Origin of the sequence: Corallococcus sp. BB11-1 (genome assembly GCF_026626625.1) — a bacterium.
Lineage (GTDB): Bacteria > Myxococcota > Myxococcia > Myxococcales > Myxococcaceae > Corallococcus > Corallococcus soli.
Window position 1 is genome coordinate 330,923 of sequence record NZ_JAPNJY010000022.1, and the last position, 19,333, is coordinate 350,255.

Genomic DNA, 19,333 nt, shown 5'->3' on the forward strand with positions numbered 1-19,333 from the left:
ATGCCCGGTGTGGGGTGAAGGTCAGCCGGCCAGGCGGTCTGACAGATAGGCCAGCAGCACTGGCGCGTTGGGAATCTTCGCCTCGTCGATCTTCCGGGGCTTGCCGTGCGCGACGATGACCAGCTGGCGGGTGGACACGCCGTGGTCGAACTCGTCCTGGAAGCGGAGGCTCTCGATCTCCTCCCAGCGCATCAGCCGGCCCTTGTGGGAAAGCCCCGCGTCCTCCAGGGTCAGCGGCCCGAAGCGCACCGCCCGCCCCGCCGCGACCTCCTCGCGCACGCGCTCCAGCAGCTCCGGCACCACGTGCTCCATCACGTCCTGGTGCAGCGCCTCCGCGTCGCTCCACAGGTTCAGCCGCAGCTTGTAGCTGCCGTCCCGGTGGCGCAGCACGACCCGGTCGTGGTTCTGGACCTCCAGGACCGACTCCACGTTCCGCCACGCAATCCGCAGGGCGCCCACGCGCAGGCCCTCGTCGTCCAGCGACAGGGAGTGCGGCGCGCGCAGCCAGACGAAAAGGTCACTGGCCCGCCAGCCAATGAAGTAGATGCCGCAGGGCAGGCCAAACAGCAGGATGAAGAACCCCATGGGGCTCTGGAGCAGACCGACCACCATGTCCCGGGGCAGCAGGTGCACCGACGCCGGGACGAGCAGCATCGCCAGCACCACGTAGCTCAGGGCGAGGCCCGCGAAGAACCAGTAGAGCACGGACGTAGGGAAGACGAGCGAGTGCGAGCGTTTCAACGAAGCCTCCAGACGGGCCGGGAATAAGTCCGGGTCGGGGCTTCGTGAGCCTCAGCGACGAGTCCGCGCGTCTATAGACAATCGCATGCGTCAACGCGATGTCTTTCGTCCAGCTCGCGACTTCTCACGCGCTGAGACCGTCTATGTTTGTTCTTCGCGGAGTCCGGTGATTCCAAACGCCACCGGGTTGAGGCGCCGCGCCGCGAATCGCCCCCGTAAGGCGGGACTTCTCCGCTAGAGTCCCGCCATGTCCAACGACTTTGAGCCCATCGACTGCAAGCGCGCGAACGAGCTGCTCGCCGACATCCTCGCGACCCCGTTCGATGAGGACGACGACCACCTCCAGTTCGTGATGCACCGGGGGCCCCTCTCGATGCCGGGCGACTTCCAGCTCGACAGCAACGAGGTCGTCATCGTGAACGGGGACATGGCGGTCGCCGGCTGCCTGGCGGACTCGTTCGAGAACGAGGACGATTTCTCGAAGCTCTACGTCCTGGGAAACCTGCGCGCCCGGGACATGGTGTGCGGCTCGGAGGTGCACGTCACGGGCAACCTGGAGGTGGCGCACGTGCTGTACGCCAACTCGTTCGACCAGGACACGCTGCACGTGGGCGGGACGCTGAGCGCGAAGATCCTCATCGAGGAGGGCCACGAGCTGGAGTTCGGCACGCTCGCGGTGGAGACCCTCATCACGGACGATGCGACCTGGCGCGAGGTCAAGGCGGATGCCCAGGTGGGCGACTACGGGAAGACCCTGAAGCCGCACCTCGTGGGCAAGGGAGGCCGCTTCATCCTGAGCGAGGCCCTGCACAAGGACCTCCAGGAAGGCCTCTCCGTCCTGCGCTGACGCGGGCGGGCTTCACGGGCCGGCCCCCGGGGAGCCCTATCCGGTGGCTCCCGGGGTGGCCTGATGCGCCTGGCGGTCCTTCACGGGGGGGCGGTCCCAGGCCTGGAGCGAGTGGACGAGCCCGCAGGCCTCCAGGCCGCGAAGGCTCAGCCAGCCCAGGTCCAGCTCCTCCGCCCGCATCCCCATCCGCGCCGAGCTGGCGAAGGCGTGGTGGTTGTTGTGGAAGCCTTCGCCAAACGACAGGACGCCCAGAAGCCAGACATTGGTGCCGCTCTCCGTGCTCCCCGGGATGACGTGCCGCTGCTCACCCCAGACATGCGCGGCGTAGCCGACGAACCAGTGTCCCAGGATGCCCACCGCGGTCCGGGCACAGATGAAGACCGCCACCGCGCCCGGCCCCCCCACCGCGAACGTCACCGCCGCCAGCGCGAGCACGTGCAGGGGCCACGTCCACTCCAGGAACCGCAGCCACCGGTCCTCCAGGAGGCCCGGAGGAAGCCGCGCGAGGGCGCGGTCATCCGCCGGCTCGAAGCGCAGGTGCAGGTTCCACACGAAGTCGCGCCACACCGGGTGCCGGTAGGCGAAGTACGGCGGGCAGTCCTCCTGGTTCTGCCAGTAGTCGCGCACCGCGTGCAGCCGCGCCCACGACAGCGGCCCGCCCAGGCCCGTCAGCACGAAGAGGTAGAGCAGCGCCCCGCGCACCACCGGGCCTGCCTCATAGGCGCGGTGGATGACGCCCCGGTGCAGCCCCACCGAGTGGCCCAGGCACAGCGTCAGGAAGGCCATCCCCAGCGAGGCCGCGAGCAGCGCGGGCGTCACGGCGGGGAGGCCGAAGACGAGGCCGGGGAGCAGCATGGCCCAGAGCCAGAGGCTCTTGAACACGTCGAACCGGACCCGCCCCACCGACAGGGGCACCAGGGGGCGTCCTGCTACGGGTGCTGCTGTTTCGGTCCACATGGGGATGCTGCCTTTCGGCGTCCGCGTATGGGACGCACTTCGGCGCTCCATGACCACGCCCGGTTGCTAACCGTGCGCCTCCCCATTTCCCAACACCGCGCCGTGCGCGGATGCGCGGGCCTCGTGGCACGCATAAGACTTCATCGCCGGGGGCCTACGCCCCGCCTGGGCGCGGAGGGCCCGCCACGTCATCCTCCCAGGGGACCTCGCCCACCATCACGGGGAGCTGGACGGTCAGGCGCGCGCCGCCCAGCGGGCCGTCCTCCACCGTGACGGTGCCCCCATGCTGCGTGACGATGGCGTGCACGATGGACAGCCCCAGCCCGCTTCCGCCCGCCTTGGTGGTGAAGAAGGGCTCGAAGAGGCGGGCCTGCACGGCGGCGGGGATGCCCGGGCCGCTGTCGTCCACGCACAGCGCGACCTCATCCCCTCGCGGGCTCGCGCTGAAGCGCACCCGGCCTCCCGGGGGCGCCGCCTGCAGCGCGTTGAGCGCCAGGTTCAGCAGCACCTGCCGCAAGCGCTCCTCATCCCCCCGCACCGCCGTCACCCGCGTGGGCTCCACCTCCAGCGCCACGCCCCGCTGCTCCGCCTGCCCCGACAACAGGCTGCGCACCCGCTCGAGCAGGGGCGCCACCTCCACCGCGTCCGACTGGAACTCCCGGGGACGGGCGAACTGGAGGAAGTCCTCCAGGATGTGGTTCAACCGGCGGATCTCATCCCGCACGAGCAGCAGCGGCTCCAGCAGCGGCCCCTGGGCGCCCTCCTCCAGCCGGCGCACCCGCCGCTCCAGCACGGTGAGCTGCAATGCGGCGGCGTTGAGCGGGTTGCGGATCTCATGGCTCAGGCCCGCCGTCAGCGTGCCCACCGCCGCCAGCTTCTCCGTCACCTGCGCGCGACGGGCCAGCTCCCGCTTCTCGCGGTGCAGCCGCACCTGCCGCAGCGCCTGCTCCAGGGTGAGCAGCAGCTCCGGCGTGGCGCAGGGCTTGAGCAGGTACGCGCACGCGCCCGCGTGCACCGCGGCCACCGCCGCCTCCAGCATGCCCAGGCCGGTGAGCAGCACCACCTCGCCGTCCGGGACGCGCTCCTTGAGCCGGGGCGCGAGCGAAGTCCCCTCCCCGTCCGGCAGCCGCACGTCCACCAGCGCCACGTCGAAGCCGTCCCGGGCCCGCTCCAGGGCCCCCGCGCAGCTCGTCGCGGTCGCGACCTCGTAGCCTGCGTCCCCGAGCAGCTCCGCCATGTTGTCCAGCAGGGCCGCGTTGTCGTCCACCACCAGCACGCGGGGGCGGTGCGCGGTCCGGGCCTCCGGTGTCCGTGCCGGCTTCATCCGCGCCTCCCGTGCACCTGCTCCAGCGCGGCGAGCAGCGCGCCGGTGTCGAAGGGCTTGCGGACCAGCCGGCCGTCGAAGTCCCCGGGCAGCACGTCCGGGTGGGCGGTGAGCACGAAGGTGGTCAGCCCCGGGAAGAGCGCGCGCACGCGGCGCAGCGCCTCACCGTCGGGGCCGCCCGGCACGCGCAGGTCCACCAGCGCCGCGAAGGGGCTGACGTTCCCCAGCCGCGCCACCTCCGGCACCGAGCGCGCGGACACGGCCGTGAAGCCCCGGGAGCGCAGCACCTCCGTGAGGTTGTCCAGCAGGTGCGGGTCGTCCTCCACCAGCACCACCAGCCCGTCGCGTCGCGCCCGCGACAGCAGCTCCACCAGCGCGGGCATGGGCACGGGCTTGGGCAGCACCGCGAGCACGCCCTCGTCGCGCGCCCACGCCAGGTCGGCCTCCCCCGGGTGCGCCGTGATGACGATGGCCGCGAGCCCCGGGTCCACCCGCCGCAGGTGGTGCACCACCGCGGCGCCGCTCATCCCGGGCATGCGCATGTCGGTGAGCAGCACGTCGTAGCGCCGCGCGCGCACGGCCTCCAGGGCCTGCTCTCCGGAGACCGCCACCGTGGCCACGTGGCCCGCGTCCTCCAGGATCTCCGCCAGGTTCTCCGCGAAGGCCCGGTTGTCGTCCACCAGGAGGAAGCGGCCCATCAGGGGGCCTCCGGTGGCAGGGGCAGGCGCAGCACGAAGCGCGCCCCGCCGAGCCCCTCCTCGCGCGGAGCATGTTCGATGCCGCCCCCGTGGCGCTCCAGGATGCGCCGCACGAGCGCGAGCCCCAACCCCAGGCCCCGCGCCCGGGTGGTCATCAGGGGTTCGAAGACGCGCGCCCGGATGGCCGGGTCCAGGCCCGGGCCGCTGTCCTCCAGCACGAGCCACGCCTCCCGCGCGCCGGATTCCTGAAGCCCCGCCTCCAGCCGCACCTCGCCCGCGGCGCCGCCCAGGGCCTGCACGGCGTTCTCCAGCAGGTTGACGAAGACCTGGAGCAGCTGCACCGGGTCGCCCTGCAACGGGGGCAGCGCGTCCAGTCCCCGGGCGCTCACGCGCACGTGCTCCGGGGGCGCGACGGCCGCCAGCGCGGAGGCCCAGACCTCCGTAAGCCGCACCGGCGCGTGGGTGAGCGGGCGGGCGCGGATCATGTCCAGCAGGCTGGTGACGATGTGGTTCGCCACGCCCACCTGTTCGCCAATGCGCTCCAGGTGCTTGGCCACGCGCGGGTCCTCCTGCGCGGCGGGGCGCCCCTTGAGGATGAAGAGCGACGTTTCGATGACGCCCAGGGGGTTGCGCAGCTCATGGCCGATGGAGCCCACCAACTGTCCGAAGGTCGCGAGGCGTTCGACGCGCGCGGCCTGGGCGAGCAGGTCCTCGCGGTAGGTGTGGAGCATGATGGCCAGCTCCAGGTCGAGGATCTTCCCCAGCGCGCGCCGCAGCCGGGCGGCCTCGTCGGGCTGCCCGCGCAGCGACTCCTCCAGGATGTCCGTCAGCGCCTGGCGCAGCAGGTTCATGGCGCCGAACATGTAGTGCTGCGGCAGGCTGATGCGCACGTGCACCCGGCCGATGCGGCAGCGGCGCTCGAAGTACGCCCTGTCCCAGGGCCCCAGCAGGAGCGAACCCATCCAGTCCTGGAGCGTCACCTTGAGGTGGCCCACCTGGCTCTCGCCCCCCTCCAGCGCCTTGCGCGCCTCCGGGTGTTCGAGGATGCGCCGGTAGAACACGTCCGAGATGCGCTCGAAGTGCGCCTGCGCGATGGGGTGCAGCGCGCGCAGCGCCGCCCCGTCCTCGTCGCGGAAGTCGACGTAGTGCTGAAGCTCCTCGAAGACGTTCTCCGTCACGGCCTCCATGGCGGCTCCCTTCCAGCGTGCTCGGCGTGCGACCTACGGGGCATCCGCGGGGTCCTCGCCGGTGCCGCCGCTGGCGTACGCCTTGAGCTTGTATTGGACCTTCCGCACGCTGATGCCCAGGACCTCCGCGGCGCGCGCGGTGGACCCCTGCACCATCTCCAGGGTGCGCAGGATGGCCTCGCGCTCGATGGCGGCCAGGCTGGCGCCGGGGATGAGCCGCTCCATGGACTCGGCGCTGGGGCGGGGGCCCCGCAGCACGGGCGGCAGGTCGTCCGCCGTGAGCTCCTCGCCCTGGGCGAGCACCACCGCGCGCTCCACCGCGTTCTCCAGCTCGCGGATGTTCCCCGGCCAGTCGTGGCTCATCAGCGCCTGGAGGGTGCCGGGGGCCAGCCCCTTCACCGCCTTGCCATAGGACGCGTTGCAGCGCTCCAGGAAGTGGCTCACCAGCGCGGGGATGTCCCCCTTGCGCTGGCGCAGCGGGGGCAGCGTCACCGCCACCACGTTGAGCCGGTAGTAGAGGTCCTCGCGGAAGCGGCCCGCCTTCACCTCCGCCTGGAGGTCGCGGTGGGTGGCGGCCACGATGCGCACGTCCACCTTCAGCGTCTGCGTGCCGCCCACGCGTTCGAACTCGCGGCTCTGCAGCACGCGCAGCAGCTTCACCTGCACGGCCGGGGAGACCTCGCCAATCTCGTCCAGGAACAGGGTGCCGCCGTCCGCCAGCTCGAAGCGGCCCTCCTTGCGAGCGATGGCGCCGGTGAAGGCGCCCCGCTCGTGGCCGAACAGCTCGCTCTCCAGCAGCCCTTCGCTGAGCGCCGCGCAGTGCACCTTCACGAAGGGGCGCTCCTTTCGCGGGCTCAGGTTGTGCAGCGCCTGGGCGACCAGCTCCTTGCCCGTGCCGCTCTCCCCCAGGATGAGGATGGTGGCCTTCGTGGGCGCCGCCTGGTGGATGAGGCTGTAGACGCCCTGGAGTTCGGGCGCGTCGCCAATGATGTTGCCCACGCGGAAGCGCTCCGCCACGCGCTCGCGCAGCTGGTGGGCTTCACGCCGGAGCCGGCGCGTCTCCAGGGCCTTGCCCAGCACGACGAGCACCGCGTTGATGTCCAGCGGTTTGGTGAGGTAGTTCTCCGCGCCCGCGCGCATCGCCTCCACCGCCGCTTCCACCGAAGCGAACGCCGTCATCACCACGAAGGTCGCGTCGCTGCCGCCCTCCCGCGCGCGCCGCATCAACGTGAGCCCGTCCATGCGGGGCATGCGCACGTCGGTGAGCACCACCGAGGGCGCGAAGTCCGCGAGCAGCCCCAGGGCGTCCTGGCCATCCGCGGCCTCCCGCACGTCGAAGCCCTCCTCCTTGAGGAGCGTGGCGATGGCCCGCCGTGCATTCACCTCGTCGTCCACCACCAGGATGCGTTCGTTGGTCATGGGTCCTGCATGGAAGATCGCTTCGAGGGGGGGCGGCGTCAACGGCCGGACTCCTGGCCTCGGCGCCGGTCCGCGCACCCCAGGCAATAGCGGGCTTCGGGGACGGCGAGCAGGCGCTGGCGCCCGATGGCGCCTCCGCAATCCTCACACCCGCCGAAGCGGTCCTCGTCGATGCGCACGAGCGCCGCCTCCACCTCCGCCAGCTCCAAGCGCTCCTTCGGCGAGAAGCGCACTCCGCTTCCGGAGGGGGCGCTCCGCGCGGACAGCTCCTGGCCGCGCAGCGCATCGCAACGACAGCGCAGCATCTGCCGCGCCTGGAGGCTCATCGGGTCGGTGCTCATGGGGTCCTCCGGGTGACTTCACGAAGCGTGCCCACGCCTGGAGCCTTCCCGGGAGGCTCACCGTGCCCGCGCCGTGCAACCCGGGGCGCACCGGGGTGCGGGGCCCAGGCCCTCGCCACAGGCCTCGCGGCACGACGCGTCCGCGGGGCTGACGCGCTCCAGTGCCCGCTCCAGCGCGAGGAACTCCTCCAGCTCGCGCGCCTCGATTCGCGCGAGCAGGCACGCCGCCTCCCGCGCCACGTCGAGGTCCACCAGGTCGGATTCGGTGGCCGCATGGATGAGCACCGACACGTGCTGGTGCTGGTGCCGCAGCGCGAGCAGGCGCATCCAGCGTTGGAGCACCTCCCGCGGCTGCGCTGCGTGCGTGGCATCCATCCGGGTCCTCCTTCCGCGCACCGGAGATTCGGCACGGGGCCTCTCCCCGTCTGGTTCAGGAGGCGTGCCAATCGCAGGGTGCCCGGGGACGGGGCCCCACGGCCTGCTCCGCCCAGGCGGCTCCTGGAGGAGGCCCCGCGCGGCGCAGGATTTGCGCGGCGGCCCCATGGCCGCCGCAGTCCTTGCGCGGCCCTCCCCGGGCACGGCCCACGAAGGGGCCCGGCATGCATCGTGAAACGTCACGGGAGCAACGGGGGCGCGCTCCGCCCCGTCAGCCCCGGCGCCAAGGTGAGGCGCTCCTCTTCGTCTGGAGTCCGTCCATGACCATCGTCTGCGCAGTCGACTTTTCCGAGGGAGCCCGCCAGGCGGCGACGGTGGCCGCGCTGCTCGCCGCCCGCCGCGAGCGCACCTTGTGGCTCGTGCACCAGGTCGCTCCGGCGCCGCTCATCGTCGCGGCCGAACCCGTGCGCGAGGGCCTGCTGGCCCTGCTGCGTGAAGAGGCGCTGCGCCTGGAGGCGCTGGGCGCGCGGGTGCGGGTGGCCCTGGTGGAGGGCGCCTCCCAGCAGGCGCTGACCGACCACTGCGTCCAGCACGACGCGAAGCTGCTGGTGGTGGGCCCTCCGCGCGGGGAGCTGCCCCATCCCGGCGCCAGCGCCAGCCTGGACCACATCGCCCAGGCCACCGCGATGCCGCTGCTCCGGGTGCGGGACGCGGCGCCGTTCCAGGCCTGGCTCGCGGGCCAGCGGCCCCTGCGCGTGATGCTCGGGGTGGACCGCTCGCGGGGCACCCTGGCCGCCCGCCAGTGGGTGGGGGCGTTGAGCGAGTACGGCCCCCTGGAGCTGCTGGCCGGCCACGTCTACTACGTCTACGAGCAGTGCCAGCGGCTGGGGCTGCCCGTGCCGGCCACGATGGACGACGCGAGCCCCCTGCTCCAGGAGACGCTGTCGCGCGAGGTGGCCGCGCTCGTGGACACGTGGGCGGGCCAGCCCGTGCGGGTGCTCCTGCGACAGGGCGTGGGCCGCGCGGCCGACCACCTGGTGGACCTGGCCCTGGAGCAGGACGCGGACGTGCTCGTGGTGGGCACGCACCACCACACGGTCCTGGGCAACCTCGCGTCGGTGGCGCACCACGCGCTGCGCCTCGCGCCCATGGCGGTGGCCGCGGTGCCGGTGCGCCCCGCGGCCTCGCAAGGTGAGGCCCCGCTGCCCCAGGTGCGGCGGCTGCTGGTGGCCACGGACCTGTCCCCGCTCTCCGACGAAGCCATCCCCCTGGCCTTCGCGCTGGCACCGCCGGGCTCCGAGGTGCATCTGGTGACGGTGGTGCAGGAGCCCCTCACCCCGGAAGAGCACCGCGACTTCGAGCGTCAGCTCCTGGAGCGCGTGCCCCGGGGCCTGGAGCCCCGGCAGGTGCGCGTGAAGGCGGAGGTCTTCGTCGCGGGGGAGGTGGCGGCCATGCTCACCCAGGCCGCGGAGCGGCTGGACGCGGACCTCGTCTGCATGGGCTCGCGCGGACACGGCGGCCTGAAGGAGGCCCTGCTCGGCTCGGTGACGCGCCAGGTGCTCACCCAGAGCCGCCGTCCCGTGCTGGTGCTGCGTCCCCCCGCGCGCTGAACCGCGCGAGGGAAGATGGGCGCGAAGGCCGAGGGCGCGCCCACCCACCCTTCCAGAGCGCTACGGGATGGATTGTGCTCCCTTGAAGAGCGCCGCCGCGAGGTCGAAGTTGCCGCCCACCGACACGTTGCCCGCCCAGGCAGTACGCGGATCACGCGGGGTCCCCTCGCTGCCTTGCACCTCCACGTTTCCCACCGTCAAGCCAACAAGGACCGAAACATAGGCATTGGGAGTGAACGTGCCACCGAACGCAAGCTGGGGGACGTAATCGCGCTTCTCAATTCCAAGTCCTCCTACCTTGACGCGGACCTCATGATTGAGTGGCCTCCCCAGGAACACTCCAATCCTCTTCTTCCAGCAGTTCCCTCGCAACGTCGACTTCCAATCCTGCTCCGCGATCCACCGAATGATGTCCTTCTTACTGGCTTCTCTTTCTTGAGAAGCAGGCGTGCTGTCTCTCAGCCAGATACGGATCTGGGCCACGATGGCCGCATTCACATCCGCCCGGTCAGCGTCATCCTGTCGGACGGCGGCCTCAGCATATTCCGCGCGATAGCGCTCGAAATCCCGCTGGGCCGCATCAGCCTTCCCCAATGCCTTCACGAGGCCCTCCGAGAATGGCCGCGTTCTTCCGTCAGGCTCGACCGCGCCCGATGATTTCGACACCCTGGCGACCTCGTCGTTGGCGCTCACCTGGTTCTTCGCGGCGAGTTCAAAATTCCGCTCCGCGACGACAATCCGCTTCCGTTCTTCATCCACATCGGAGGAATCCCACTCGAGGATTTGAGCATCCGTGGCACCCGCATTCATCGCGCTCACGAAGGCGTCGAATCTATTCGAAGCCTTGCGACGAGCGATTTCCATCGCGGCGGCGGAAGCATCAGTCTCGCTGCTTCCCCCCCACTCGGAAACGCAGTACTGCCGGAGCGTCTCGCTTCCACCCCAGTAGCCAGGAAAGAATGCGACATACGGCATGGCTACGAACGCCGCGTTCTGCAGGCTCGTCCCCTTCGTGGAACCAATGGGGAACTGAAGTCCCGCGCTGATGCCCACGGTGATTCCGCTCTTCAGGAGCTTGGCATTTTCCGCCACAGCCTTGTCGCCCGACGCCGCTTGTGTTTCCTGCTCGGCCAGTTTCTGCTTCGCCTTCGCGACGTCCGCCTCCGCCCTTGCGTCAGCGGCAGCCTTCGCTTCTTTCTGGAGTAGCCTCTCGAAGTCATCCTCCTGGGCACCCGAAGAACCACTGACCAGTACGACCAGCCCACTCAACAGCGCGACTCCCGTCCGGGTCTGTCGCAGCCAAAGCCAAGCCATGCCTGCCCCCTCTCCACTGTTCAGCGACTCACATTCTCAACGCGAGACGCAAAAACAGTCAACCCCCATTCCTCTCACCAAGCCACAGCGCCTGTCAGCCCACACATCTCCAAGAGGGAATTGGGGCTCCAGGTCAGAACCACCCCGTCTTCACCCGCCTCAATAGAGCCGCAAAAAACGGAAAACAGACACGCACGGATTCCGCAATAAACAAATCAATCTCATCTACATTGGTCCTGAGCTGTCGGACGAAGCCGGTCCCGAAGAAGTGGGAGGGTCCGCAGCCGTCTTGGTTCCATGGATTGAAGTTCCCCATACCCCTGCCGCTGAACGACTGCGTCCCGCAGCTCGCCATCGTCGGCAACGCGCGGCTGTGCGGACTCGACATCCAGGCACAGATGATTGACGCCCCCGGAGGCGCGGCCTTCCACCGGGGTCCGGAGGGCTTCCGGGGCTTCAAACAGGAGGCAGACCTCAAGCAGCCATTCTACGCCGGGATCGACGCGTCGAAGGCCCGGGGGCTCGTCGCGCTCCGAGGGCTTACGCTCGCGGAGCCGGCGGATTGGAGCATTGAGGATCCGCTGCCTCCTCTTCCCCGGCTGCCGGACTTCTTCCTCGTCTTCGGAGTCCAGAAGGTCGTTACGCGCTCAGCAGTGAGCGCACCAACACCGCCTCGCACGTCCCAAGGGAAGCCTTCGTGGCGGTAGAGGAGCCGCGTCGGCTGCCAGTGCCTTCAACGGACGGGGCGGAGCGCGAGCTGCTGGAGGCGACCCGGGGCCATGTACGGCTCCTGGAAGGCAAGGTCCCGCGCCACCACCACCGCCGCCTTCTACGAGGCCATGGGCCGCGACGCTCTGGAGTTCCCACGGACGCGGCGCCCCGATTCCAGGAGCGTGGCATGAGGAGGAATTGCATCGGTTGCGCAAGGACTACAAGCCCGAGACCGGCTACATGGGGGCACTGCGCCTCCAAGTGCTCGAACAGGCGGCACGCGTACAGAAGATGAACGACTCCATGCGCGTCATCGAGCAGGCGGGACTGTCCTGGCGGACGCAGCGGCTAGAACTGGCCGCCCGCAGCCTCCATACCCCACCAGCGAGGGGCGCGGAGTGCAGTCGCTCTGGTGACGCGCACCTTGGACGCATGAAGCGTGAGTTCGTGCCAGAGGCCCTCTGGCAGCGCATGGGGCCACTGTTGTCGACGCGTTGTCGCCACCGCCAAGGAGGCCGCCGGTACGTAGATGACCGCGCGGCCCTGCGCGGCATCCTCTTCGTGCTGAAGACGGGCATTGCGAGGGAGGACCTGCCGGCGGAAGTCTTCGGCGTGAGTGGAGTCACCTGCTGGCTCAGGCACAACCGATGGGCGAAGGCGGGTGTCTTCCGCAAGCTGCAGCAGAAGCTGCTCAACAAGTTGGGCATGCGCGGCCGCATCGACTGGAGCCGTGCCTTTTTCGACTCGGGCAGTGTCCGGGCTCAAAAAGGGGGGCCCGAAGCGGGCAAGAATCCCACCGACAAAGGGAAGAAGGGCTCCAAGCCCCCTCTCGTCGTAGACCGAAAAGGGCTGCCACTCGTCTTGCTCTTCTCGACCGCCAACGTGCACGACATGAAGCGCGCGCCCCTTCGTTGATGCCATCCCTCCCGGACACACCGGGCGCCGCTGCCGGCCGCGCAGGTGCCCCAAGAAGGCACATGGTGACAAGGGCTACGACTACGCCGTCATCCGCCGCAGGCGATGCGAGCGGCGCATCAAGCCGCGCATCGCGCGCAAAGGAGTCGAGTCGAGCCAGAAACTGGGACGGCCACCGCTGGGTGGTGGAGCGCAGCCTGTCCTGGTTGCACCACATCAAGCGCCTGCGCATCCGAGAGGAGCCCTGAGCCGACCTGCACCTAGCGCCTCTGCAACTCGGTTGCTGCGTCGTACTTCAGCGCAGACGCCCCCGCCGGTCATGAAAGGAAGTCCAAGTCGCGGTCGGCGTGCGGCAGGCCCGCGCCCTGGCCCACGCGTGCAGCGCCGCGCTCACCGCCTCCGGTTGGAGTTCAGGCGCTCCGGGCGTTCACCATGGCGATGCCCGCCAGGATGACGCCGATGGACAGCAGCATGGGCAGCGTCAGGTGCTCGTTGAAGAAGAGCAGCCCGGACAGCACGCCCGTCGCGGACACGACGTAGCCGAACTGGCTGAAGTACACCGGGTCCGCGACCTTCTGGAAATGGAAGTACACGCGGTAGCCCAGGCTGGTGAAGCAGCACTGGGCCAGGATGACGCTCCACCCCGCCAGGCCGGGGCGCGGCAGCCCCCCGTTCATCAGCAGCAGCGGCAGCAGCGCGAGCGCCCCGCCCAGCAGCATCCCCCCCGCCAGCAGGCTCGCGGGCACGCCCTTGGGCATGCGCAGCTTCCGGTACACATTGCCGGCCGCGATGCTGATGGGCGTGCAGAGCGCCAGCGCCAGCCACCACGAGGACCCGGTGCCGGGCGCGCTGGTGCGGCCCAGCACGAGGATGGCCGCGCCCACCAGGCCCACCACGATGCCCGCCAGCCGCAGCGGCCGGTAGCGTTCAATGCCCAGCCCCCAGGCGAAGGCATACGTGAACAGCGGCGGCAGCGTGTACACCAGCGACGTCACGCTGGTGCCCACGCTCTGCATGACGATGAAGGTCACGCTGTTGGGGACGGCCACGCTCAGCACGCCGGCGATCAGGCTGTAGAGCAGCACGGGCCGCGCCTCCGGGGAGCCCGTCACGCTCCGGCCCCCGGCGAACGCCAGCACCAGCCCGCTGCCGAGCGCCGGCCAGAAGGCGAACTCCAGCGGCGACCAGCCCTCCGCGCGCGCCACGCGGGACATGGGCAGCATGCTGCCCAGCAGCATCCCGGTGGCGATGAGCAGCAGCAGGGGCGCGTCCCCCCACTGGCGCAGGCGGGAGCCCGCCCGGGAGGAGGACGTCAGCGGCAGGGGGGCGCTCATCAGAAGGTCGTGCCCAGCGCCAGCGCCGCCGCCCAGAGCCCGTTTTCGGAGAAGGCGAAGCCCAGCGGTGCATCCAGGTTCATCACCAGCCGGGCCTCCACGAAGCCCGCCGAACCGTAGAAGCGCGCGTGGGGGATGAGCGCGAGGAAGGTGGGGTCCGCGCCCTCCACCGCCGTCGCCAGGTAGATGGCCTGGAAGGTGGACCCCACCAGGACGTGGGAGGAGACGTCCATGCTCGCGGAGCCGGAGACCTGGATGACCGCGTCCACCCGCTGGCCGCGCTTCTCGGAGAGCTGCGCGGACATGGGGATGCGCCCGTCCAGCCCGAAGCGGAAGCGCCCCGTCTTCAGCGTCGCGTCCACCCACGGCGTCAGGCCCAGCAGCCCCGGGTTCACCAGGCTGAAGGCGCTGTTGCCCCGCAGCGTGGCCGCGCGCCGCAGCAGCGCGGAGCCGAAGTCGTCCGGGTCGGTGATGAGGGTGAAGGGCAGCACCAGGTTTCCACCCGTGCGGACCTTCAACGCGCCGTCGTCGCTCAGCACGCCGCCCAGGCCCACGGACGGGTTGCCCGCCTGGAACGCGGTGGGGCCCCCCCCCCGGGACGGGGCATAGGCGAAGAGCCAGGCGGCGCTGAGGCTCAGCCGTTCAGACAGCGCCACCGAGGCGGAGAGCGCCGGGGCGAACACCGTGGTGGGCTGCCCGTTGAGCGACCCGGAATAGGCATACGTCTCATACAGCAGCGCGTTGGGCGGGCGCGGCGCGGGCCCCTGCGCGAGGGCCGCCGGGGAGGCGAAGAGGAGCGCGGCGCCAAGGGCGCGAATGAAAGGAGTCATGACGGTGGAGGGCAGCGGTGAAAAGAAAGAGAGGGAAGCCCGACGCTCAGAGCGCCGCGGGCGCGCACGCGGCGCCGAACTGGAGCAACTCCGGGCCCAGGAGGAAGGCCAGACACAACGTGGCGAACGCTTCGCGCTCCGCCGGCCGGGGCGGGACGGGGTGCGCGTCCGTGCACGGCTCGCACGACGGCAGCGCTAATACCTTCTCGGACTCCGGCTCCGGCTCCGGCTCCGGCTGGGGACGCGCCGCATCGAAGCGCGCGTGCGACGGGCGCAACTGGTGCGGCACCCCCGGCAGCGACTCCGTCACCGCGCGCACCACCGGGCCCTGCCCGTCGGAGACGACCCCGACGACCGGCACGTCCAGGGCGCTCGCCATCTCCTGGAAGCGCGGCACCAGCTCCTCCGCGCGGTGATCCGGCAGGCTCCAGGCCCCCAGCACCTCGGAGGACAGACACTCCCGCGCCACCCACAGCACCTCGCTGCCCACCTCCGGGCGCAGGGCGCTCATGGACAGCACCACCCGGCCCAGCTTCTGCGTCACCGCCTTGCGCCGGAGGCAGTCCGCCAGCCGCAGGGCCAGCAGCTCATCGTACCGGGCCAGCAGGTTGGTGACGCTGCGCTCGGAGATGGGCACGTCCCGCGAGCGCAGGGCCGCGTGGATGGCCGGGACGCTGCGCTGCTCCTGATAGCGCAGCGCCCCGATGAGCGCGATGACGTCCAGGCCGAACTCATGCTCCGGCAGGACCCACAGCCCCTCCTCCTCCGCGCGGACGGCCTTCAGGCGCAGTGGACAGCCCTCCCGGTGGCACACCCGCACCTGCACCTTCAGCGCGACGACGCCGTTCAGCGTCACCACGTTGCGGCGCGCCCGGTAGTCCGCGGGCGCCTGCCCGCCACAGGCGGCGCACTGCCGCCGCCGATTCTCGAGCCCGACCTGGCGGCTGGCCGGGGGATGCGCGGTGGTCCGAGCCATGACACCAACTCCCAGGGGAAGGGGGGAAGACCGCCGGAAGACGGCGGTGTTACGGGGTGGTGCTCGTGGCCGACTTCACCGGCGCCTTCGGCTGCTTCTTGACGAGCTCGATTTCGAGGGTGATGGAGATCTGCTCCCCCACCGCCACGCCGCCCGTCTCCAGGGCCGCGTTCCACGTCAGGCCGAAGTCCTTGCGGTTGACCTTCGTGGTCGCCGTGCCGCCCCGCTTCACGTTGCCGTACGGGTCCTTGGACTCCACGGTGAAGCCCTCCGCCTCCAGCACCACCGGCTTCGTCACGCCGTGGATGGTGAGGTTGCCCATCAGCTTCAGGCCGTCACCGGCCTTCTCAATCTTGGTGGACTTGAAGGTGAGGGTCGGGAACTTCGCGACGTCGAAGAACTCGTGGCCGCGCAGGTGCTCGTCGCGCTTCGCGTCGTTCGTGTTGACGGTCGCGGCGTCGATGACCGCCTCCACCGACGACTTCGTGAGGTCCTTCTCGTCGATGTTCGCCGTGCCGGTCACCTTGGAGAAGGAGCCGCGCACGTTCGACACCATCATGTGCTTGACGGAGAAGAGCGCCGACGAGTTGGTCGGGTGGATCTCATACTCGGTGGCGGCGGCGAGCGAGGGGACGGCGAGGACGGCGGCAAAGGCGAGGGACTTGAGGAACGACGTCATGGTGTTGCTCTCCAATGGGAAAACCATCACGCGGCCCCCGCCGTGGACGGGGGCCGCCAGGAATCAGGTCGCGTAGATGCGCTTGTGGTCGCGCGTGCCCTGGTAGCGGAAGCCCGAACCGGCGGCGTCCGCGGCGGGCCGCTCGTCCAGGTGCTCCCGGGCGCGCATCACGTCTTCGTACTCAGGGATGGACAGCGCGCGGCGGCGCGCCAGCCGCGCCTCCAGGCCCAGGGCCTTCACGCGCGCCTGGGCGCCGTCCTGCACCACGCCGCTGAAGAACTCCGCGCAGGACCCGCTGCCGTAGGAGAACAGGCCCACGCGCTTGCCCGTCAGGTCCTCCGGGGCGGACGACAGGAGGCTCGCCAGCGCCAGGTACATGGAGCCCGTGTAGATGTTGCCCACCTGCGACGGCATCACCAGGCTGTGGCCCACCAACCGGTCGAAGCTGGCGTCCGGCGCGGCGTCCCCGTCCAGCGTGCGCAGGTGCCGGTGCGCCTTGCGGGACATCTTCCCGTAGGGCACGTGGTAGACGAGCGCGGCGAAGCGGTCGCTGTAGGCGCCCTCCCCGCCCGCGTCCCCCGCGGCCTCCTGGTAGGACCGGTAGGCGCCCTCCAGCGCGTCCAGGTAGCACTGGACCGAGTAGTGCCCGTCCACCAGCGCGTCCTTCGAATACAGCGGACGCCAGAAATCCATCACGTCCTTGGAGTAGACGCCCGTCTTGCCGGCCTCCAGGACGACGAGGGCCGGGTGGTCCGACACCAGCATCGCCACCGCGCCCGCGCCCTGGGTGGGCTCGCCCGGCGTGCCCACGCCGTAGCGGGCGATGTCCGAGCACACGATGAGCGCCTTGCGGCCCTTGGCGCTGCCGGAGCGCACCCAGTCCAGCGCCAGTTGGAGCGCGGCGGTGCCGCCGTAGCAGGCGTGCTTCGTCTCGAAGATGCGGCAGCGCGTGGACAGGCCCAGCAGGCCCTGGACGTAGGAGGCCACCGGCTTCGAGTGGTCCACCGCCGTCTCCGTGCCCACCACCAGCAGGCCGATGTCGTCGGGCGAGCAGCGGGCCGACTCCAGCGCCATCCGCGCCGCGCGCGCCGCCAGCGTCACCGTGTCCTCGTCCACCAGCGGCACGCCCATGCGCGTCACGCCCAGGCCGTCCACGTACTTGCCCGGCGCGACCCCACGCGCCATCGCCAGGTCCGCCAACTCCACGTACGTGTCCGGAACGGCGACACCGATTGCTTCCAGGCCCACCTGCATGACTGCCCCCTCGGGTGCTTCGTTGTGTTCACCGCGCACACGCCTCCCGTGCCCCACGGACGTGGTGGCCTGGGAAGCCATGTGTGTCATTGAATCAAGGCCGGCGGCTCACGCGGGGCCCCAACCCCGCCCTGCCGCCGTCGGGTGCTCCGCGTTCACCGGAGGACCCGTGCTGCTGGCGGTGGCCCGCCGCGCTTCGGTGTTGGAGGCACCGACGCGCGGGCGGGGACCGTCCGTCTTCAGCGCCGCGCGTAGGAACCGCTGCGCAGCTCGTCGATGATGCCGGGGCCCTTGGGCATCCAGCCCAGGAGCTTCTGCGCGTGCTGGGCGGAGAACTGCTGATCCAGGGCCAGGGCGTCGGCGAACGCGCCGAACTGCTTGCGCGCCTCCTCCAGCGGCCAGGCGACCGTCTTGCCTCCGGCGCCAGCGCCTTCACTGGCGGCGGCGGCGACGTCCTTCACCTTCACGGACGGGCCCTGCACCGCGACCAGCACCGTGCCGGCGGGGGCCTTCTCCACGGCGCGCACGTAGAGGTCCGCCAGGTCCTCCACGAACACCACCGGCCAGTGGTTCTCACCCGTGCCCATGAAGCGGGCGGCGCCGTGGTCCTTCACGGACGACGTGAGCAGGGTGGGGATGCCGGCGCCCTTGCCGTAGACGATGCCCGGGCGGATGACGATGCCGCGCACGCCCGGCGTGCCCAGCGTGCGCTGCTCCACGGCCGGGCGCCAGGCGACCAGCGCCGCCGCGCTCAGCGGGGTCTCCTCGGTGACGACGTTGCCGCGCGTGTCGCCGTGCACCCAGACGCCGCTGGTGTAGACGAACGTCTTGTCCGTGCCCTTGAGCGCGTCCAGCACCGCCGCGACGGCGGGCGCGTCCACCGCCTCGCTGTTGGTCGTCGCGGTCCAGACGACCGCGTCCAGGTCCTTCACCAGGGAGGCCAGCCCGGCGGTGTCCGCCAGGTCCCCCGCCACGGCCTGGACGCCCCGCTGGGTGAGCTTGTTGCGCGCATCGTCGGAGCGCGCCAGGCCCACGACCTGGTGGCCCGCGCGCATGAGCGCATCCACCACCGCCCCGCCGATGTAGCCCGTCGCGCCCGTGACAAGGATCTTCATGTTCAGCCTCTTCTTGAGTTCAGGTTGAGTCATTGGACAGTCACCCCCACCACCTGGCCGTCATGGGCCCAGGCGTAGGAGCGCAACAGCAGTTGCCACACGACCTCCAGCTCCTCGGCGTCGCGCGGGCCGTAGAGCATGGGCGTCCCGGAGCGCGGATGGGGCATGCCCCAGCCCTGCTGGAACACCTGCCGCGCCAGGTCCGGCGGGAACTTCACGTGCAGGCTGCCGTCCTCCGAAGGGTGGATGTGCGCGAACTCCGTGCCCACCTGGAAGGCCGCCCGGGGCCCTCGCACGGCCTCCGGCCGCAGCCAGAAGGCGCGGGCGCCCGGCACGGAGATGCCGCTGGGCGCCACCGTCACGTCCGGCAGGGCCGCGGCGCGGGTGAAGAGGCGCTCCTGGATGTCCGGGGGGGACACCTGGCTCAGCTGCCGGTGCGCCAGCGGCGTGCCCGGAGGCGCGTCGGTCGTCTCCGGGCGCGGGCCCTTGCGCGCGGCCAGGCGGAAGGACGGCTCCGGCGCCGTGGAGGCCAGCACCCGCGACACGCCCGGCGCCTCCGCGCGGGGCACTTCATTCGCCGGGGGGGTGCAGGCCGTCGCGGCGAACAACAGCGCCACGTGCACCCCGAGGACCTTCCTTCGGGAAACCATGACTTTCCTATAGAGCGGGTTGACGACTGGACACTACGCGCAGGAGGGAAAAGGAT

19 protein-coding genes and 1 pseudogene are annotated in these 19,333 nt (G+C 70.8%); 4 read left to right on the forward strand and 16 right to left on the reverse strand.

Annotation, left to right across the window (positions count from 1 at the left end):
• Positions 1-21 precede the first annotated feature (21 nt).
• Complete coding sequence (locus tag OV207_RS18020; RefSeq protein ID WP_267556394.1) at positions 22-741, reverse strand: DUF6585 family protein; 720 nt, start codon at positions 739-741, stop codon at positions 22-24.
• A 247-nt stretch (positions 742-988) separates the two neighbouring features.
• Here OV207_RS18020 and OV207_RS18025 point away from each other — a divergent pair, with 247 nt between their 5' ends.
• Positions 989-1,588 (forward strand): hypothetical protein, encoded by a 600-nt coding sequence (locus OV207_RS18025; protein ID WP_267556395.1) that lies wholly within the window; start codon positions 989-991, stop codon positions 1,586-1,588.
• A 36-nt stretch (positions 1,589-1,624) separates the two neighbouring features.
• On the opposite strand, the gene OV207_RS18030 is transcribed toward OV207_RS18025, so the two are convergent.
• The 7 genes from OV207_RS18030 to OV207_RS18060 all read right to left on the reverse strand — a co-directional run bounded on the left by OV207_RS18030 (position 1,625) and on the right by OV207_RS18060 (position 7,889).
• Positions 1,625-2,503: an acyl-CoA desaturase gene (locus OV207_RS18030; RefSeq protein ID WP_267556396.1), complete on the reverse strand. Its 879-nt coding sequence runs from the start codon at positions 2,501-2,503 to the stop codon at positions 1,625-1,627.
• Positions 2,504-2,699: 196 nt separating this feature from the next.
• Positions 2,700-3,869 carry a sensor histidine kinase gene (locus tag OV207_RS18035; RefSeq protein WP_267556397.1) on the reverse strand — a complete coding sequence of 390 codons (1,170 nt, stop codon included), beginning with the start codon at positions 3,867-3,869 and terminating at the stop codon, positions 2,700-2,702.
• Entirely contained in the window at positions 3,866-4,567 is a 702-nt protein-coding gene (locus tag OV207_RS18040; protein WP_267556398.1) for a response regulator, read from the reverse strand. The genes OV207_RS18035 and OV207_RS18040 overlap by 4 nt, the downstream gene beginning before the upstream one ends.
• Entirely contained in the window at positions 4,567-5,754 is a 1,188-nt protein-coding gene (locus OV207_RS18045) for a sensor histidine kinase (RefSeq protein WP_227026985.1), read from the reverse strand. Before OV207_RS18045 ends, OV207_RS18040 begins: the two co-directional genes overlap by 1 nt.
• 33 nt (positions 5,755-5,787) lie before the next feature.
• Positions 5,788-7,173 (reverse strand): sigma-54-dependent transcriptional regulator, encoded by a 1,386-nt coding sequence (locus OV207_RS18050; protein WP_267556399.1) that lies wholly within the window; start codon positions 7,171-7,173, stop codon positions 5,788-5,790.
• Positions 7,174-7,211: 38 nt separating this feature from the next.
• Positions 7,212-7,514, reverse strand: a complete 303-nt coding sequence (locus tag OV207_RS18055; RefSeq protein WP_267556400.1) for a TraR/DksA family transcriptional regulator — start codon at positions 7,512-7,514, stop codon at positions 7,212-7,214.
• 57 nt (positions 7,515-7,571) lie between these two features.
• On the reverse strand, positions 7,572-7,889 hold the full coding sequence (locus tag OV207_RS18060; RefSeq protein WP_267556401.1) for a hypothetical protein: 318 nt from the start codon (positions 7,887-7,889) through the stop codon (positions 7,572-7,574).
• A gap of 320 nt (positions 7,890-8,209) precedes the next feature.
• Between OV207_RS18060 and OV207_RS18065 the strand changes: the two genes are divergently transcribed.
• Positions 8,210-9,499, forward strand: coding sequence for a universal stress protein (locus OV207_RS18065; protein WP_267556402.1), 1,290 nt, complete (start codon positions 8,210-8,212; stop codon positions 9,497-9,499).
• Positions 9,500-9,559: 60 nt separating this feature from the next.
• On the opposite strand, the gene OV207_RS18070 is transcribed toward OV207_RS18065, so the two are convergent.
• Entirely contained in the window at positions 9,560-10,813 is a 1,254-nt protein-coding gene (locus OV207_RS18070) for a hypothetical protein (protein WP_267556403.1), read from the reverse strand.
• 302 nt (positions 10,814-11,115) lie between these two features.
• On the opposite strand from OV207_RS18070, the gene OV207_RS18075 reads away from it, so the two are divergent.
• Together OV207_RS18075 and OV207_RS18080 are read left to right on the forward strand one after the other, a co-directional pair.
• Positions 11,116-11,520 carry a hypothetical protein gene (locus OV207_RS18075; protein ID WP_267556404.1) on the forward strand — a complete coding sequence of 135 codons (405 nt, stop codon included), beginning with the start codon at positions 11,116-11,118 and terminating at the stop codon, positions 11,518-11,520.
• Positions 11,521-11,956: 436 nt separating this feature from the next.
• Positions 11,957-12,684: pseudogene (locus OV207_RS18080) on the forward strand (IS5 family transposase); the annotation flags it as partial.
• Between the two features lie 165 nt (positions 12,685-12,849).
• On the opposite strand, the gene OV207_RS18085 reads toward OV207_RS18080, so the two are convergent.
• From OV207_RS18085 to OV207_RS18115, 7 genes are all read right to left on the reverse strand, one after another.
• Positions 12,850-13,773, reverse strand: coding sequence for a DMT family transporter (locus OV207_RS18085; RefSeq protein WP_267556405.1), 924 nt, complete (start codon positions 13,771-13,773; stop codon positions 12,850-12,852).
• Complete coding sequence (locus OV207_RS18090; RefSeq protein ID WP_267556406.1) at positions 13,773-14,603, reverse strand: hypothetical protein; 831 nt, start codon at positions 14,601-14,603, stop codon at positions 13,773-13,775. The genes OV207_RS18085 and OV207_RS18090 overlap by 1 nt, the downstream gene beginning before the upstream one ends.
• Positions 14,604-14,649: 46 nt before the next feature.
• Positions 14,650-15,579: a hypothetical protein gene (locus tag OV207_RS18095; protein ID WP_267556407.1), complete on the reverse strand. Its 930-nt coding sequence runs from the start codon at positions 15,577-15,579 to the stop codon at positions 14,650-14,652.
• 49 nt (positions 15,580-15,628) lie between these two features.
• Positions 15,629-16,258: a YceI family protein gene (locus OV207_RS18100; RefSeq protein ID WP_193347601.1), complete on the reverse strand. Its 630-nt coding sequence runs from the start codon at positions 16,256-16,258 to the stop codon at positions 15,629-15,631.
• Between the two features lie 63 nt (positions 16,259-16,321).
• Positions 16,322-17,512 (reverse strand): hydroxymethylglutaryl-CoA synthase, encoded by a 1,191-nt coding sequence (locus tag OV207_RS18105; RefSeq protein ID WP_193347600.1) that lies wholly within the window; start codon positions 17,510-17,512, stop codon positions 16,322-16,324.
• A gap of 239 nt (positions 17,513-17,751) precedes the next feature.
• Entirely contained in the window at positions 17,752-18,627 is an 876-nt protein-coding gene (locus tag OV207_RS18110) for an NAD-dependent epimerase/dehydratase family protein (protein WP_193347599.1), read from the reverse strand.
• Positions 18,628-18,656: 29 nt separating this feature from the next.
• Positions 18,657-19,277 (reverse strand): luciferase family protein, encoded by a 621-nt coding sequence (locus tag OV207_RS18115; protein ID WP_193347598.1) that lies wholly within the window; start codon positions 19,275-19,277, stop codon positions 18,657-18,659.
• Between the last annotated feature and the right edge of the window lie 56 nt (positions 19,278-19,333).